11 protein-coding genes and 1 CRISPR repeat array are annotated in these 13499 nt (G+C 49.8%); of the genes, 8 read left to right on the forward strand and 3 right to left on the reverse strand.

The window, feature by feature from the left end; genetic code table 11:
* Position 1 precedes the first annotated feature (1 nt).
* The 7 genes from cas6f to ACLHG7_RS03095 all read left to right on the forward strand — a co-directional run bounded on the left by cas6f (position 2) and on the right by ACLHG7_RS03095 (position 6461).
* Positions 2–586 (forward strand): type I-F CRISPR-associated endoribonuclease Cas6/Csy4, encoded by a 585-nt coding sequence (cas6f, locus tag ACLHG7_RS03065; RefSeq protein WP_410209583.1) that lies wholly within the window; start codon positions 2–4, stop codon positions 584–586.
* Positions 587–729: 143 nt separating this feature from the next.
* A CRISPR array of direct repeats spans positions 730–2017; the repeat unit is 28 nt; unit sequence GTTCACCGCCGCACAGGCGGTTTAGAAA.
* Positions 2018–2336: 319 nt separating this feature from the next.
* Positions 2337–2813 carry a VOC family protein gene (locus ACLHG7_RS03070; RefSeq protein WP_410209584.1) on the forward strand — a complete coding sequence of 159 codons (477 nt, stop codon included), beginning with the start codon at positions 2337–2339 and terminating at the stop codon, positions 2811–2813.
* Between the two features lie 77 nt (positions 2814–2890).
* On the forward strand, positions 2891–3649 hold the full coding sequence (locus ACLHG7_RS03075; RefSeq protein ID WP_410209585.1) for a YciI family protein: 759 nt from the start codon (positions 2891–2893) through the stop codon (positions 3647–3649).
* Positions 3642–4169, forward strand: a complete 528-nt coding sequence (locus ACLHG7_RS03080; protein ID WP_410209586.1) for an SRPBCC family protein — start codon at positions 3642–3644, stop codon at positions 4167–4169. Before ACLHG7_RS03075 ends, ACLHG7_RS03080 begins: the two co-directional genes overlap by 8 nt.
* Before the next feature lie 47 nt (positions 4170–4216).
* Positions 4217–4645, forward strand: coding sequence for a YciI family protein (locus tag ACLHG7_RS03085; protein ID WP_410209587.1), 429 nt, complete (start codon positions 4217–4219; stop codon positions 4643–4645).
* The gene (locus tag ACLHG7_RS03090) at positions 4642–5949 is read left to right on the forward strand and encodes an RNA polymerase sigma factor (protein WP_410209588.1); all 1308 of its coding nucleotides are present in this window, start codon (positions 4642–4644) and stop codon (positions 5947–5949) included. Before ACLHG7_RS03085 ends, ACLHG7_RS03090 begins: the two co-directional genes overlap by 4 nt.
* 41 nt (positions 5950–5990) lie before the next feature.
* Complete coding sequence (locus tag ACLHG7_RS03095) at positions 5991–6461, forward strand: GyrI-like domain-containing protein (protein WP_410209589.1); 471 nt, start codon at positions 5991–5993, stop codon at positions 6459–6461.
* A 94-nt stretch (positions 6462–6555) separates the two neighbouring features.
* On the opposite strand, the gene ACLHG7_RS03100 is transcribed toward ACLHG7_RS03095, so the two are convergent.
* The 3 genes from ACLHG7_RS03100 to ACLHG7_RS03110 form a co-directional block, all read right to left on the reverse strand.
* Complete coding sequence (locus tag ACLHG7_RS03100; protein WP_410209590.1) at positions 6556–7944, reverse strand: LLM class flavin-dependent oxidoreductase; 1389 nt, start codon at positions 7942–7944, stop codon at positions 6556–6558.
* Between the two features lie 141 nt (positions 7945–8085).
* Positions 8086–9144 carry an ABC transporter substrate-binding protein gene (locus ACLHG7_RS03105; protein WP_410209591.1) on the reverse strand — a complete coding sequence of 353 codons (1059 nt, stop codon included), beginning with the start codon at positions 9142–9144 and terminating at the stop codon, positions 8086–8088.
* Positions 9145–9387: 243 nt separating this feature from the next.
* A complete protein-coding gene (locus ACLHG7_RS03110; RefSeq protein WP_410209592.1) occupies positions 9388–10509 on the reverse strand; it encodes a sigma-54 interaction domain-containing protein in 1122 nt (373 codons plus the stop codon).
* A gap of 399 nt (positions 10510–10908) precedes the next feature.
* Here ACLHG7_RS03110 and ACLHG7_RS03115 point away from each other — a divergent pair, with 399 nt between their 5' ends.
* Entirely contained in the window at positions 10909–13260 is a 2352-nt protein-coding gene (locus ACLHG7_RS03115; protein ID WP_410209593.1) for a TonB-dependent receptor, read from the forward strand.
* The last annotated feature ends 239 nt before the right edge of the window (positions 13261–13499 follow it).

Genomic DNA, 13499 nt, shown 5'->3' on the forward strand with positions numbered 1-13499 from the left:
GATGAAACACTTCACTGAAGTCACCTTGCTCCCTAATCCAGAAGTCGGGATTCATTTTCTTTGGTCTAAAGTGTATATCCAATTGCACTTGGCATTGGTTGAAATCAAAGGAGCCAACTCGCTAGTGCCCGTAGGAGTGAGCTTTGCTGAATATCGGAGCGACGGCAAGCATCATGTCTTGGGCAGTAAACTCCGTGTTTTTGCTACGGATGTCAAAACTTTGGAGACATTAAATCTCAAACGCTGGTTTGATCGGCTCAGTGATTATGTCCATGTCAGTAGCATTCGCGATGTGCCTAGTGAACATGGACATGTTGCGGTAAGTCGTATACATGCTCCTGCAAATGCCGGGAACTTGGCACGGCGCTATGCAAAAAGGCATGGTATATCTCTGGAGGATGCATTACTCAAATATCAGACCTATCAATCCAAGCCACCAATCCATTTGCCATTTATCAAGATCAGAAGTTTAAGCAATGCTGAATCATTTACGTTGTGTATTCAACAAAGCGCTAAACTGAATGCCCAATCAGGCTTTTACAGTACTTATGGTTTAAGCCATACCAGTACGGTGCCTCACTGGTAAAACCCAAAAATAACCATTATTTTTGCTGATTCTTTAAAGTTACTAATTATCAATATGTTATATCTCATCCGAAAAATATTGGGGCAGCCTAATATTTTTCGGTTATTCTTTGTTGTTATTCATTTTTTGCGTCAATATTGTCAGTTCACCGCCGCACAGGCGGTTTAGAAAATTGGGTTTATATTTACCTGTGAATAGAAACGGTTCACCGCCGCACAGGCGGTTTAGAAAAATTTGTGCCATTGGATCGGCATGTTTTTGCAGTTCACCGCCGCACAGGCGGTTTAGAAATAACTTGGTGAGCTCTTGCAATCTGTCACCAAGTTCACCGCCGCACAGGCGGTTTAGAAAGTATTAAGATCAACCCCAGCCATGACCAGCATGTTCACCGCCGCACAGGCGGTTTAGAAATTGTAATTGTAGTGAAGGACTCGCAAGCCTTTGTTCACCGCCGCACAGGCGGTTTAGAAATTTGTGAGTGCAACTCAGTGAAAGGTTTTTGCGTTCACCGCCGCACAGGCGGTTTAGAAAAAATGATAAACAAGACATCATTGAAGAACTAAGTTCACCGCCGCACAGGCGGTTTAGAAAACACCGAAAGTAGCGCAAACCCAGCCGATGAAGTTCACCGCCGCACAGGCGGTTTAGAAAGTTACGCGGCGTTTTTCAAACTGCTATTGATAGTTCACCGCCGCACAGGCGGTTTAGAAATCACCCATGCTTCAATCACACTAGCACCTGCAGTTCACCGCCGCACAGGCGGTTTAGAAACAGCCGGCACGAAAGCAAATCATTTCCTCACGCTTCACCGCCGCACAGGCGGTTTAGAAATTAACGCAAAATCGCTCGAAATTCTAAGTCGCGTTCACCGCCGCACAGGCGGTTTAGAAAGATCCACGTTGGCACATCGACCATCATTTGACGTTCACCGCCGCACAGGCGGTTTAGAAATCTTGTGCGACTTTTCGATATGCCGTGATATTGTTCACCGCCGCACAGGCGGTTTAGAAATATTGACTGTCATAGCGAGTACATCAAATGATGTTCACCGCCGCACAGGCGGTTTAGAAAGATACCGACACGAGCACCGATGATATCGTTGTGGTCACCGCCGCACAGGCGGTTTAGAAAAGCGACACGTGCAGCTACTTCAGCGATATCCGGTTCACCGCCGCACAGGCGGTTTAGAAAGTGTGCGGCCTGATATCAGTATTCATCCGGACGTTCACCGCCGCACAGGCGGTTTAGAAATTCGTACGAGCCTCATGCTCATGCTTAGGGAAGTTCACCGCCGCACAGGCGGTTTAGAAAACAGTGAGCCGAACGCCTCTGGTGGCACCGTTGTTCACCGCCGCACAGGTGGTTTAGAAAAGTGACTTTTGAAGGCAAATTGTATTTTTCGTGTTCACCGCCGCACAGGCGGTTAAGCCTAGCACAGCTAACGCACTGCTAACGCACTTCGCATCCCAGTCCATCACCATGGATAGCTTAGAAATTTACCCAATCTTCGACAACACCCACTGAATTTTTCACCACCTACCCTCTGATCATTTTCTAATCTATACTTTTCTGATAAAAATATTTAATAATTTTTCTCATTCCTTGTCGAAAACTGCAAACTTCGTTCGTCATAGTGGTGAGAGTTTAAAAAAGTATCGGTTTATGCGTCGCTCTCTGCACCCTTAGTGCTGCAAAACGCTTAAGCTCAGGTCAACAATTTATAAAGTTAAGTCGATAAGGAGTAAGGATTATGTCTAGCGTAAAACCCATTCCCGAAGGGATACACACCATCACCCCTCATCTCGTATGCGACGGTGCAGCCGATGCCATCGAGTTTTATAAAAAAGCCTTTAATGCCGTCGAGGTGACTCGCCTTGCAGGTCCAGATAGCAAGTTGATGCACGCCATGCTACGCATCGGTGACTCAACCATCATGCTCAATGATGAATTCAAAGATTGGGGCGTGCTTGGACCCAAATCAATTGGCGGCACAGCAGTCACCATCCACCTCTATGTCACCGATGTCGATAGCGCCTTTGCACAGGCTGTCGATGCAGGTGCAACCGTGAAAATGCCTGTTGCCGATATGTTTTGGGGGGATCGCTACGGCGTACTGATCGACCCTTTTGGCCACAGCTGGTCGATCGCAACCCATAAGCAAGATTTGACCCCTGAACAAATTATTGAAGGGATGCGTCAAATGACACCGGGCGAAGGCTGTAATTAACAACGGATTGGTATGAGTGATAGCACTTTAATTTCAATGCTATCGCTCACTACCCCTTTCATGACACGGAGCGCACCATGCGATTTTTGATTATTCATCAGTTAGACAACCCTTCGGCAGAGGCAATGGCTGCCGAAGCGGCTCTTATCAAGACGATGCTGCGGGATGATCCCGTCGTGGTGCGATCCGATGTTCTACTCAGCAGTAGTCGCTTGCATCAGCAGATGCCTGCAGCACGGTTGCAAGTGACACAAGCGCATGCGCCTGTGGTACTTGACCCGTGGATGGATACGGCAGAATACACCCGCAGCTTCCTCCAGATCGATGTGCCAGACCATGAGGCGGCACTGGCTTGGGCCCAGCAATGGCCTGTAAGCCATGTGGACAGCGTGGTCGAAGTCCGTGCGGTCGGTTGCCCCGGCGGTGTGCACTGCGTCAGTGGCGATATCCCTGCCGAGGTTCAGCCCGATACTGAGCACTTTATGGTCATTATCCATGAAGAGAGTCTGCTCAGTGAAGGAACCGTGCCACCGCAGTCGGTACTGGATGGCATGGAGCGCTACAACATCGAGAGTGTCGAATCCGGCATCCTGCTCGCAGGGCATGGTCTACATCCGAGTCCCGATGGCACACGGGTGAAATTTACAGCAGGAAAATCAAGCGTCATTGATGGTCCGTTTAGTGAAAGCAAAGAGCTGATTGCAGGCTACTGGCTTATCCAGACCAAATCGAAAAGTGAAGCGATCGAGTGGGCTAAAAACTACCCCTTCCCCGTATTTAACTCAGCCACGATTTCAGTTCTGCCCGTCGTTGGCTTGGAGCATAAACATGTTTAAAACGATCTTACTTATCGTCGTTGCGGTGATTGTCGCCATCTTGATCTATGCGGCAACACGTCCCGACAGCTTTAGTGTCGAGCGCAGTATCACGATCAAGGCTCCACCTGAAAAAGTCTATGCGCTAATCAATGATTTCCACAGTTGGCCCACATGGTCCCCGTGGGAAAAACTTGATCCGACTATGACCCGTCACTACAGCGGCGCAGCGCAGGGGGATGGCACTGTCTATGAATGGATTGGCAATAGCAAAGTCGGTTCAGGACGGATGGAGATCACCAGCAGCGTGCCTGCCAGCAAGATTGTGATCAAACTGGATTTTCTAAAACCCTTCGAAGCCCATAATACGGCGGAATTTACCCTCCAGCCTGCCGGTGACAGCACCACCGTAACTTGGCGTATGTACGGCCCAAATCCCTATGTTGCCAAGCTCATGCAAGTATTCTGCAGCATGGACAAGATGGTCGGCAAAGACTTTGCAACCGGTCTGACTAATCTTAAAGCCCAAGCTGAAAAATAAATTCATCACGCATATTTTTTGATACTGTTTTATAAGGAGTAATACTCATGAGATTCATGCTCATAATGATCCCCAAAGGATATGAAAGTGCCACCCCAGACACCTTGCCCGATGCTGATGCAATCGCGACGATGATGAAATATAACGAAGATCTGCAAAAAGCTGGCATCTTGCTGGCACTAGAAGGACTCCATCCACCCGCCGCAGGAACACGTGTATCGTTTGGGAACGGTAAGCCTGTCGTCACCGATGGTCCATTTGCCGAAGCCAAAGAAAGCGTTGGCGGTTACTGGATTATTCAAGTCAAATCCAAAGAAGAAGCGATTGAGTGGGTCAAACGCTGCCCCGCTGGAGCGAATGACACGATCGAAATCCGTCAGATCTTTGAGCCAACTGACTTCTCGGAAGATGTGCAGCAAGCTGTTGAAGAGTTCACCGAACGCTTTGAAAAATCTACAGAGACAGCCCCATCATGACGGATATCCGCCGAACGATAGACGCAGTCTGGCGGATCGAATCCGCCAAGCTGATCGCCGTGCTCACCCGCATGGTCCGTGATGTCGGTCTGGCGGAGGAGTTTGCGCAGGATGCACTGGTTGCAGCCCTTGAGCATTGGCCACAAGTAGGCTTACCCGATGAGCCTGCCGCGTGGCTGATGACCGTTGGCAAACGCCGTGCCTTGGATCATCTGCGTAAGCAAAAGCTGATTGATCGCAAGCACGAAGAACTTGGGCGCGAGCTGGAATACGAACAACAAAGCATGATCGATCACGACTTTGACAGCGCGCTTGAGCAGGAGATTGACGAGCGTCAAACGGCTAATATTGATGATGATCTGCTGCGTCTAGTGTTTATAGCCTGTCACCCGGTATTAACCTCTGAAGCGCAAGTCGCGCTGACGCTCAAGCTACTAGGCGGGCTGAGCACCGATGAGATTTCACGGGCATTTTTGGTCAGTGAACCGACGATTGCACAGCGCATTGTGCGTGCCAAACGTATTTTAAAAGAAGCTCAAGCCCCCTTTGAACTCCCCCATAAAGAAGAATTACGCAGTCGTTTAGCCTCGGTCCTTGCCGTGTTGTATTTGATTTTTAATGAAGGCTATGCCGCAACCAAGGGAGAAGACTGGATGCGTCCAGCGCTCTGTGATGAAGCCTTACGATTGGGGCGCATACTGGCGGAGCTGATGCCGCAAGAACCTGAGGTTCATGGATTGGTTGCACTGATGGAAATCCAAGCCTCACGCTTCCACGCACGTACGAACGCAGCAGGTGCACCAATTTTATTGATGGATCAGGATCGTAGCCGTTGGGATAAGCTCCTTATCCAGCGTGGCCTTGCCGCATTGAAGCGTGTCGATACCCTCGGGCAAGGCTATGGTCCTTATGCATTGCAAGCGGCTATCGCCAGTTGCCACGCCCGTGCCTACCGTGCAGAACTGACCGACTGGACGCGGATCAGCGTGCTGTATGATGCACTGGCGGCACTCGCCCCCTCACCCATCGTCGAGCTCAACCGTGCTGTTGCTGTTTCTATGGCATTCGGCCCCGCTCAAGGGTTGGCATTGGTGGATGAACTCCTTCATGAACCTACCCTTGCCAAATATCACTTACTGCCCAGTGTGCGTGGCGATTTCTTATTTAAGTTAGGACGATTCAGTGAGGCACAGCGCGAATTTGAACGCGCTGCAACACTGACTCAAAATACCCGTGAACGTGATTTTTTGTTGACCCGTGCCCATAGCTGCATGGATCAGCATCCAGTCACCCTTTACTCTTAAGGCGTATAGATCGATATTTCACTCCTCAAGGAAACAACATCATGATCGACGATCCCGTTATTATCCATACTGAAGCCCAATTAACAGCAGTTATCCACCTCACCATTCCGCGCGCGGAATGCGAAACGCTCATGGGTCCTGCCATCCATGAAATTCTCGATGTCCTTAAAGCCCAAGGCATCGCTCCTGCTGGTGCCCTTTTTTCCCATCACCTTAAAATGCCCACGGAAATCTTTGATTTTGAAGTCGGGATTCCAGTCAATACGCCCATCACGGCGGCTAAACGTGTCAAACCCGGCACCCTACCGGAGACTCGCATCGCCAGTACCACCTATCATGGCGGTTATGAAGGACTAGGGGCGGCATGGGGAGAATTTAAAGCATGGATCAATACCCAAGAGCTCAAGGAAGCGCCTGATCTCTGGGAAAGCTATGTCTTGGGACCTGAAACCGATCCCGATCCGAAATCATGGCGTACGGTATTGAATCAGCCGTTGGTGGATGAAGATTGAGCCTAGCTCGAGTCGTAAGATGGTCAAAATAAAAAACGTTCCTCATCGACAACTGCGATGAGGAACGATGGAAATCACTTATTGAAACGATGCATTAAGCGTGTGAATACTGATCCTGTGCAATGACAGGCTCTTCCACAGCCGCCGCACTGGCGACATCGGCTTTCACTCCGGTATGCGGATTGGCTGGACGTTTCAGCCCCAAATTCTCGCGATAGGTCTTGCCCGTGTACTCTGTACGGAATAGACCTCGGCGCTGGAGTTCTGGCACCACCAGATCCACAAAGTCTTCAAAACCTGATGGCAGTAGCGGTGGTACTACGTTAAAGCCGTCAGCCCCTTTTTCCACAAACCATTCTTCAATGGTATCTGCAACTTGTTTGGTTGAACCCACGACTTGGATATGCCCTTTGGCAACGCTAAAGCGCAGCACCAATTGACGGATCGTCAGATTATCGCGCTTCGCCAGTTCCACCATCTGATGGAAACGACCTTTACCCGTTTCAGGTTCAGGCAGATCCGGTAGCGGGCCATCCAGTGGATAGTCTGATAAGTCCACGCCAGCCACTTCTACCCCATGGCTAAAGTCCACGGCATTTTGTAGCGCTTCAAACTTATCACGAGCCTCTTGTTCGCTTGCGGCCACCACTACAGACAAGCCGGGTGTGACTTTCAGCTCATCAGGGTCACGCCCATACTTCGCCATACGGCCTTTGACATCGGCATAGTAAGCCTGTGCCACTGCCAACGACTGCGCTGAAGAATAGGTCATCTCGGCAATCTTGGCCGCAAACTCACGACCCACTTCCGAGTTCCCGGCTTGTACAATCACCGGATAACCTTGGATCGGACGTGCGATATCGAGTAGGCCTTCGGTCTTGAAATATTTGCCTGCAATTTTAACTTCGTGGGCGCTCTTTGGATCAAAGAAGATACCGCGCTCGCGATCAGGATGATCATAGGTATCATCATCCCAGCTGTTCCAGAGTTCCTTGGCAATCCCTAAGAACTCATCTGCACGCTCATAGCGCTCCGCATGGGTGCGTGGCCCTAAACCAAAGTTTTGAGCGGTGGTATCTGAGAAAGAAGACACCACATTCCATCCAGCACGCCCACCGCTAATATGATCAAGGGAGGCGAACTGACGGGCGATGTTATACGGTTCGGTATAGTTGGTGTTGGCAGTTGCAACCAGACCAATATTTTTGGTCACCGCAGCAATCGCAGACAATAACGTAAACGGTTCAAACTGGAAGCTACCATTCTGATGGCTTTGTTTTTCCAAATTCTTGGCACTGCGTCCAATAAAGTCGGCTAAAAAGAAGGTGTCAAATTTCCCTTTTTCCGCAAGTTGAGCCATCTTAATCCAATAGGCAACGTCTGGTCGGCCACTATCACGCGAGGACGGGTGGCGCCATGCCGCTGGATGATGACCAAAGCGCATGAAGAAGGCATTCAAGATCAATTGGCGATTGGATGACATAAGAGATTCCTCTTGTTCTGCATGAAGTTTTTACATGAGCTTGCTACATGTAAAGTGTTGAATGAGTGTGAAATGGCTGGCTTTAAAAATCAGCATGGGACCCATCACAACCTCTTGGATGGGTCTCAGGCAGCGAAGGCATTAAGCAACAGACTTGTGTTTTTCTACCGCTTCAAAAGGACGTACATCGATCCATTCCAAAACGTTGACTTGATTCGGGATAAACTTCCAGCGCCATAAGAAATCGGTGAAATCTTGTAAAGCACGGATTGAGATATCGGACAGATCGGTCTTCAAACGCAGATGCGCATCGTTGCCGTAAGCCTGAGTAATCCAATACTCACTGCTGTTGGTTTCATGCGCAAGGAAACGACGCGTCTCATCGGGATGGGTCCAAGCCCATTCTTCGGCACGAATCACTTGATTGAGCAGACCGACAGTTGAATCGAAGTGGTTTTCAATCAGGTTTTGATCCACCGTCAGAGTACGCGGCGTGCCGTTATTGGCACGAATAAGTGGATCAGGATGGGAACCGGTATCGATCACGGTATGTAGACCAAACTGATAAGCTTGCTCAACGGCATGTGCGCCCTTTAAGAAAATCGCATCGACTTCGCCGCGTAACAAGCCAACAAGCTCCGCATTACGACCACCCGCACGACGGCTGCCGCCAAACAGTTGGGTTCCTGCGGCTTGTATGGCTGGGCTGTCGCTATAGCTGCCATCCACGACATAATCAATCAACTCGACATCAGAAACTTCTAAGCCTTCCAGCTTCAAGGCATTTTCAAGGCCACGGATCGCCTGTGCACGGGCAAAGTCGATTTTTACTTTTTCCCACTTCGGCAGACCAAACTTTTTGCCTTTGAGGTCTTTTACATTCTTGATGCCGGAGTTAGGCAAGGTCAGGATCAACTGAACTTCATCCGCCCATGACAGACCTATCACACGGGTTTCACGACCCACAGAGCGAGCCCAGATGGCTGGGATATTGCCACCATGACGTACAGAGTTTTGCAAGGTATGGTCGAAATGTGATTCACGCACCGCTTGATCATTGGATTCGCGCAGGGATTTGATTTCTGTTTTCTGCACGTGGAATGCTTCTTTGAGCCATCCTTTCTGGATGGCAATCCCAAGACCTGTAGGCACTGGGCAACGGGTATACCACAGGGTGTCTAGTTGTAGAGACTGGCTCACGATGTTACTCCTTCATTAGATAGTGTCACCGGCCTTCTGGCTGGCGATTTACCCTGATGGAGCAACTGCTATGCCACATTTATAAGTTACTAATAATATTAATATTACTAAAATTTAACCTAAAATATATGCTCAAAACTGTTGGATAGCCAACATCATAAATCAATCAGGTGTCGGGAAAGAAACAGCTCAGCAGCAGGACAGATACAACATGGACGTCAACACGAAAGAACAGCAGGGACGTTACACCACACTGCTCGAATCGGCCAGTAAACCATGGCGTTTTAGCATGGTGCGCATCACATTGCGGGTCACACCGAGTAATGCCGCACTATGCACTTGGTTCTGACGGGTATATTGAAAAACTTCCTGCACCACCAAACGCTCAAGGCTATCAAATAAATTCGGCGACGCTTTTTCAAACTCAATCTTCAGCGAATGTACGATCTGTGCAAAGGGATCAGTGGCGGAATCCAAGGGTGCTGGAGCCTGTGTCGATAGTGGCGTATTCCAGTGACTGATCGCCGGATTGGCATCGCCCCAGCCCCCCTTCACCTTCAAATGCTCAGGTCGAACCTCCGACGTCTCCGCAACCAATAACGCAAAGTGGATGACGTTCTCAAGCTCACGGATATTGCCCGGCCACGCATAAGCCAGCAGTGCTTCCCGCGCATCACTGGTTAAATGAGCGGTGCCGATGTTCATCCGCTTGCTGTATTGTTTGATGAAGTGATTCGCCAGTGGCAGGATGTCACCTGGTCGCTCACGCAGCGGCGGGAGATGGACTTGGGCAATGTTGATGCGATACAGCAAGTCTCGTCTGAAATGTCCGGCATGCACAGCGGCATCCAGATCAACGTTGGTGGCAGCCACAAAACGCACATCCACAGGGATCGGCTTACGCGAGCCGATACGCACCACTTCTCGCTCTTGCAGGACGCGGAGTAGTTTGACTTGCAAATGCAGCGGCAAGTCGCCAATTTCGTCAAGGAATAAGGTGCCGCCTTGTGCGGCTTCAAACCAGCCTTCACGGCGACCCGTTGCGCCAGTAAAAGAACCGGCTTCATGACCAAACAATTCACTCTCGGCGAGTTGGTCATTAATAGCGCCGCAATTAACGGCGAGGAATGGTCCTTTGCGTCCACTGAGTTGATGGATATGGCGAGCGACCAGTTCTTTGCCTGTACCGGTCTCGCCGATGATCATGACGGGGGCTTCGCTGGGCGCAAGGCGCTCAATCAACGTCAGCAGACGACAAGACACTGGATCGGTAAACACCAGTGCTTTGGCACGGATGCTCAGCGGCTGAGCATTGCTGCCTTCAAGCGATAGGACGATGGGTCGGTGCCACACTTCATCTCTCATCATGATATCCATTTAGGTTGAGTGACTATTCAACGATCAGATCAAAAACCGTGTCAAAGGTAAGGTCAACATTCAGGTCAGACCTCATCGACAAACATCGAATTGTTGAAATATAGTAATCCATCACTACCCCTCAACTTATACGGATTGCTGGCTTAGATATCGCGGTAGTTTCTATTCGATGGCTCTCACGTTCATCTGCTGAAAACTCAACAAAGCACTGTTACATCCTCAACAATTCATCCTGCTTTTTGTTATCGATGTTCGACAAAATATCAACCAAACAAAACATAAACCATTAATAATATTTAATTAATTTTATTTTATATGCAATTGGCATAAAAGCTGCCCTATCTAAGCCGAAATACGCATATGCGTACATGAATCAGGGGAGTTTTTATGCAGTTTCAACAGAAGCCTCTTGCGAGGCTGATTTTTCAAGTATTATTTGGCGGCGTTTCGCTGGTCGGTGTTGCACACGGTGCAGAGACTGAGTCTGTCAGCACCGCCGCTCAAACCACGGGGACGGCACAATCCGCCGCAGTAACACAGGCTGATTCCGCAAAAAGCGATGACAGCAATGCCGATGCAAAACCCAATCAGCTGAATTCCGTGGTGGTGACCGCAAACCGCCGTAAAGAGCGAGTGCAGAAAGTACCCTCCGCAGTCAGTGTGATCAGTGGCAAAGACCTGATTGACAGTGGCGTCGGAAAGACCGCAGGTGAAATCATCCAATCGATCCCCAATGCCTCTGCCGCAACCAGCGGCGGACACACTCGTCCACGCTGGTGGATCCGCGGTGTGGGAACGGGTACTCAAGGGCTCGATTCGCCAAGCCCTGTCGCCATTTATCAAGATGATGTTTACTTAAACAATGCCGCAGCCACCGGCTTTCCACTCTTTGACCAAGACCGTGTTGAAGTACTGCGTGGTCCGCAAGGCACACTGTGGGGTAAAAATACAACTGGAGGTGCGGTTAACTTTCTCTCTAAACGCCCTTCTTTTGATAATAGCGGCTATGCCAAACTTGACTACGGCAGCTTCAATGACAAGACGATTCAAGCCGCTTATGGCGGCAGTGTCATTGATGACACCTTGGCGTCTCGGGTTTCTTTTTATCGCGAAAGTCGTGACGGCACAGACCGTAATGGCTACTCTGGACAAAAAGAAGGGGGCTTTACCGACACCGCAGGTCGTTTTCAGTTTTTAGCCCATGTGACGGATAACACCGAAGCGCTGCTGAATTTGCATTTCCGTGACTACACCATCAACGGCACTACCGCGACCGTGATCGGCACGGGCAAAAACGGTGCTTACTGGTCTACGGGTATTCCTGCGCCTTACATCCCCTCTACAGGCTCTGATGATGTCAATGCCAACGTCGATGCGACCAATACCATTCATCAAGAAGGCGCCAGCCTGAATATCAAATCGCAGTTCGAGCGTTTGGAGTTGACCTCGATCACCGCCTTTGAAAAATACAGCAATGAAAGTATCACGGATGGCGATAACACCCCGGTTGAACTGTCACGCGGTCATACCGATGCCAGCACCCATCAGTTTACCCAAGAATTCCGCCTCGCCTCCCCCAAGTCAGACCAACTCAGTTGGGTCTTGGGTACACACTACTTCAGTGAAGGAATTGACTCGGATACGGCTGCTGCAACACTTCCTGTTGCCGCCAAGCCCAGTAACCGCGCAACAGCTTATAACGACGTGGTCTTTAACCAAGTCACCGATAGCTATGCAGTCTTCGGCAGCACCACCTTTAAATTTAATGAACAATTCTGGCTGACTGGTGGCCTCCGCTGGTCCACAGAAAAGAAATCGATCGACCTGAACCGCTGGACTAATCCTGCCGCAGTGCCGGCACAGTTCAGTAACCAACCTGATTGGTGGCTACTCTCTTCGGTCAGTTCACCGTTGGTCATCAATGCCACGCAAGATGCCACTAATCGCTGGAGCGACTGGACGTATGATCTAACGCCTGAATATCACTTCTCGGATACCGCACGCGTCTACGCCAAAGTAGCTACTGGCTTCCGTGGCGGCGGTTATAACAGCGCACCGACATCACAAGCGGGGGTCAATGTCCTCAGTCCTGAACACCTGCTCTCCTATGAGTTAGGCTTTAAATCAGAGCTGCTGGATGGCCGGGTCAACCTGAATGCCAACGTCTTTACCTATGATTACAAAGACATGCAGATCAATGCCGTGATCCCCTCCCCAACAGGCGCCTTATCACAGCTTCGTAATGCCGCGCGCGGTAAGGCCAAAGGCGCAGAGCTGGAAGTTGAAGCACTGCCGATCCAAAACTGGCATCTCAAAGCCAATCTGGGCTGGCTGGACACGCGCTTTAAAGACTTCAAAGATGCCAGCGGTGACTACTCCGGCAATAAGTTTGTCCGCTCACCAGAGTGGACCAGCAGCCTCTCCTCTGAATACGACATTCCACTGGGCAATGGCTCTAAGATTAAACTGGCGGGTGATGCGCGCTATCAAAGTAAATTCTACTTCTATGCCAATAATCAAACTGATCCTAACCTCGCCCAAAATGCTTATGTGTTGGGCAATGCACGGATCTCGTTTATCCCGGCAAACAACAAATTCACCCTCACTGCTTACGTGAATAACATCACTGACAAGCAGTACAAACAGCACACCTTGCCGGGCACCAGTGGTGCAACGGGCTCTACGGTCTGGTGGGGTGATCCGCGTACCTTTGGGGTGTCGGCCACGACCAAGTTTTAAGGCGATTTGAAATGAAGAAAAGCCACTCGGAGGAGTGGCTTTTTGTTGTGTGTTGGCTGGGATTACCACAGGCATATTATCAGATTGTGGTTGGCGCAATGCGCTTTGGCTTATTGCACCCTATGCTTTCTACTCAGATGTAAAAACCTACAAGGTATCTTGACTTAACGACAACTGAGTGACATATTCAGTTGAATATTTATCATTCACAAAAGTGTCTTATACATCACACTTTGGTA

It is taken from the genome of Aquirhabdus sp., assembly GCF_046462495.1.
In the GTDB taxonomy this organism is placed as follows: Bacteria; Pseudomonadota; Gammaproteobacteria; order Pseudomonadales; family Moraxellaceae; genus Aquirhabdus.

What these genes read in the sequence shown, in the direction of transcription:
- ACLHG7_RS03070 (WP_410209584.1), top strand. Translation starts at nt 2,337, where the DNA reads ATGTCTAGCGTAAAACCCATTCCCGAAGGGATACACACCATCACCCCT.
- ACLHG7_RS03110 (WP_410209592.1), bottom strand. Translation starts at nt 10,509, where the DNA reads ATGAGAGATGAAGTGTGGCACCGACCCATCGTCCTATCGCTTGAAGGC.
- ACLHG7_RS03090 (WP_410209588.1), top strand. Translation starts at nt 4,642, where the DNA reads ATGACGGATATCCGCCGAACGATAGACGCAGTCTGGCGGATCGAATCC.
- ACLHG7_RS03080 (WP_410209586.1), top strand. Translation starts at nt 3,642, where the DNA reads ATGTTTAAAACGATCTTACTTATCGTCGTTGCGGTGATTGTCGCCATC.
- ACLHG7_RS03100 (WP_410209590.1), bottom strand. Translation starts at nt 7,944, where the DNA reads ATGTCATCCAATCGCCAATTGATCTTGAATGCCTTCTTCATGCGCTTT.
- ACLHG7_RS03095 (WP_410209589.1), top strand. Translation starts at nt 5,991, where the DNA reads ATGATCGACGATCCCGTTATTATCCATACTGAAGCCCAATTAACAGCA.
- cas6f (WP_410209583.1), top strand. Translation starts at nt 2, where the DNA reads ATGAAACACTTCACTGAAGTCACCTTGCTCCCTAATCCAGAAGTCGGG.
- ACLHG7_RS03085 (WP_410209587.1), top strand. Translation starts at nt 4,217, where the DNA reads ATGAGATTCATGCTCATAATGATCCCCAAAGGATATGAAAGTGCCACC.
- ACLHG7_RS03115 (WP_410209593.1), top strand. Translation starts at nt 10,909, where the DNA reads ATGCAGTTTCAACAGAAGCCTCTTGCGAGGCTGATTTTTCAAGTATTA.
- ACLHG7_RS03075 (WP_410209585.1), top strand. Translation starts at nt 2,891, where the DNA reads ATGCGATTTTTGATTATTCATCAGTTAGACAACCCTTCGGCAGAGGCA.